General features: G+C 49.2%; 2 protein-coding genes. One reads left to right on the plus strand and one right to left on the minus strand.

The window, feature by feature from the left end; genetic code table 11:
- The first annotated feature begins 113 nt into the window (after positions 1-113).
- Positions 114-1,187 carry a molybdenum ABC transporter ATP-binding protein gene (modC, locus tag KDK13_RS09745; RefSeq protein ID WP_257284787.1) on the plus strand — a complete coding sequence of 358 codons (1,074 nt, stop codon included), beginning with the start codon at positions 114-116 and terminating at the stop codon, positions 1,185-1,187.
- 46 nt (positions 1,188-1,233) lie between these two features.
- Here the strand turns inward: modC and KDK13_RS09750 are convergent, their stop codons facing one another.
- Complete coding sequence (locus KDK13_RS09750; protein WP_257284788.1) at positions 1,234-1,764, minus strand: DUF1269 domain-containing protein; 531 nt, start codon at positions 1,762-1,764, stop codon at positions 1,234-1,236.
- Positions 1,765-2,127 lie beyond the last annotated feature (363 nt).

Raw genomic sequence — 2,127 nt, forward strand, 5'->3', positions numbered from 1 at the left:
AGAAACGTTCTTGAGCGATCAAGAACCCTCGCCCGCCAGGGCGGGGAGTGTCAGAGTCTTGATCGTAAGCCCGCTGTTCAATTATCCCGCAAACAATACCCTGGTCGTTGTTAATGCTGAGAATTGATATTCAACTTCCCCGGGACCGCTTTGTTCTCAGTGTTGGTGAGTCGCTGGATACCGATGCCATCTGGGCCATTATGGGGCGTTCAGGGTGTGGTAAAACATCCCTGCTGAGAACTATTGCCGGTTTGGAAAGCCATGCCAGTGGACGACTCCAGTTCAATGATGACGTCTGGCAGGACTCGGAAAAAGGTATATGGGTACCGCCGGAACAACGGGGCATTGGCTATATATTTCAGGAAGCCAGGCTGTTTCCCCATTTGGACGTTATGGAAAATCTTCAGTTTGCCTTGAAGCGGGCCAGGGCTAATGTTGCCATGCCCTCATTATCTGAGGTGGTTGAGCAGCTCGATATCGTGCATTTACTGGGGCGTTCGGTTGATAAACTCTCCGGAGGCGAGAAGCAGCGTGTTGCTATTGCCCGAACCCTGTTAAGTGGGTCCCGTCTGCTATTAATGGATGAGCCCCTGGCTTCATTGGACTGGTCATCAAAAACAAGCATTCTTCCCTGCCTGAGAAATATCCATCAGCACTTCAAAATACCGATCGTCATGGTCAGTCATGCCCGTGAAGAGGTTGCCCGATTGGCTGATAAACTGGTGCTTGTTGATCAGGGGCAGGTGGTATCCCGTGGCGAGTGTCGTCAATTGCTCAGCCGACCAGGCTCTTTACTGACCCGGGATGACTGTGCACTGTCGATTCTGGAGGTGCAGGTGGGAGGCCATGACCAGGAATACGGTTTCACCGAGTTGTTACTGGGTGGCCAGAAATTACTGGCCAATCAGGTTTCAGCGCTGCCGGGAACCGACTTGAGAGTCATATTGCCTGCCCAGGAGGTCAGTATTGTTGTGGAAGATATCCACTGTACAAGTGTTCAGAACCGGGTGGCTACAACGATTCGGGCTATTCAGGAACTTGATTCAAATAATGTCATGCTGTTTATGGAGGCTGAAGGGCAGACATTACTGGCACTGGTCACCAGAAGAGCGCTGGGGTTGTTGAATTTGTCGGTGGGACAGCGTGTCTTTGCCCATTTTAAAGGGTCTTGTCTGGAAGTTATTTAAGCTGTTATTCAGCCATTACAGTGCAATGGCTGAAGAATATCTTTGTTTACTCGCCATTGTTTTTGCTATGAGTTTCCACGCCCTCGTGGTCTGAGCTTTCCAGCAACACCTTTGCGGCAGCGGCAACATTTTCTTCTGTATCGTTATAAAGCAATAGAAAGCTGCCGGCAGATAGAGATTCCTCGTAACGGACAATGCTGTTTTTGGGGATTCCCATGCTGGCAAGGCCTGCACCAAGTGCGGATAAACCGCCAACAATCACAGCGCCTTCAAGGCCTCCGACAATGGCAGACACCAGTGGTCCGGCAACCACCATCGGGCCAAGGCCTGGAATCATAAAAAAAGCGGCACCAAACAGAACGCCCCATAGTCCGCCCCAGAACCCTCCCATCTTTCCCCAGGCTTTCATTCTATCCCCCGTATTGTAATAACCAACGACGTGCTCTTCGGTATGGTAGTCGCTACCAACGACCGATATCTTTTTCATCTCAAAGCCTGCTTTTTGCAGGTACTTGACTGCATCATCCGCAGCTTGATGGGTTTTATAGATGGCAACACAGGTGTTCGGAGTGTTCATGGTCATGCTCCAGATAGAGGCTGAAAGCAGTCTCTTGATTCTGTTTTGGGGTTTCAGAAGTTTGAGTGATTTTCAGTTTTATACGTCAATTTTCGTGCAATAGGCTGTGTACAGTTGTGTACAAAGATAGCGGGCACACGCTGTCTTTGCTTGAAATACACGAGGCTTTTGAAAGAAGTAAGTATTCACAAAAGCAAACAGCGAATCGCTGCTGAAAAAATAGATGATTTTATCTGGCAGTCAAACTGTCAGCCGTTCTGCGATGATCAAGGACGGTCGGTTTGAAATGGATGGCATGTTAATAGTGGTTTAACGAACCTTGCGAAATTCTCCATCCATAGCGGCATTGCGTAGCTTTGCCGT

Origin of the sequence: Endozoicomonas sp. SESOKO1, assembly GCF_024606265.1 — a bacterium.
GTDB lineage: Bacteria > Pseudomonadota > Gammaproteobacteria > Pseudomonadales > Endozoicomonadaceae > Endozoicomonas.

Excerpts from the sequence above, each read along its gene's own strand:
- KDK13_RS09750 (WP_257284788.1), bottom strand. The coding sequence starts at position 1,764 with ATGAACACTCCGAACACCTGTGTTGCCATCTATAAAACCCATCAAGCT.
- modC (WP_257284787.1), top strand. The coding sequence starts at position 114 with ATGCTGAGAATTGATATTCAACTTCCCCGGGACCGCTTTGTTCTCAGT.